Source organism: Idiomarina sp. Sol25 (assembly GCF_033052775.1).
Taxonomy (GTDB): Bacteria; Pseudomonadota; Gammaproteobacteria; order Enterobacterales; family Alteromonadaceae; genus Idiomarina.
The window spans coordinates 1-501 of record NZ_JAUPEW010000035.1 but is presented as its reverse complement, the minus strand read 5'-3'; the positions used below and the strand labels follow the sequence as shown (position 1 = coordinate 501).

General features: G+C 57.9%; 1 protein-coding gene. It reads left to right on the top strand.

The window, feature by feature from the left end; genetic code table 11:
• On the top strand, positions 1 to 501 hold a 501-nt coding region (locus Q5L94_RS13335; protein ID WP_317498853.1), incomplete at both ends, for a cytochrome ubiquinol oxidase subunit I.

Here is a 501-nt window from a genome sequence, read left to right as displayed (position 1 = left end):
CCGGCGAAAGTCGCGGCAATGGAAGGGCACTTCCATACCGAAGCCCGGGCACCGCTGTATTTATTCGGGATGCCGAACCAGGAAACTGCGGAAGTGGACTACGCCCTGAAAGTTCCCGGGCTTGCCAGCATCATTCTGAAACACGACATAGACGCAGAAGTGACCGGTCTTGACCAGTACCCACGGGAAGACTGGCCGCCGGTGGCAACCGTATTCTGGGCCTTCCGGATAATGGTTGGCATCGGGTTGCTGATGGTGGTAGCTGGCTTATGGTCGGGCTTCCAGCGCCTGCGCGGCAAACTGTACGACAATAAAACCTTGCTACGCTTCAGTTTGTTTATGGGACCCATGGGCTTTGTGGCGGTTATTGCCGGCTGGATAGTCACCGAAGTGGGGCGTCAGCCCTGGGTGGTCTATGGCCTGTTGCGCACCGCCGATGCGGCATCGCCCATTGATAAAGCCGGTGTGGCGGGCAGCCTGATAGCCTTTATTGTGGTGTAC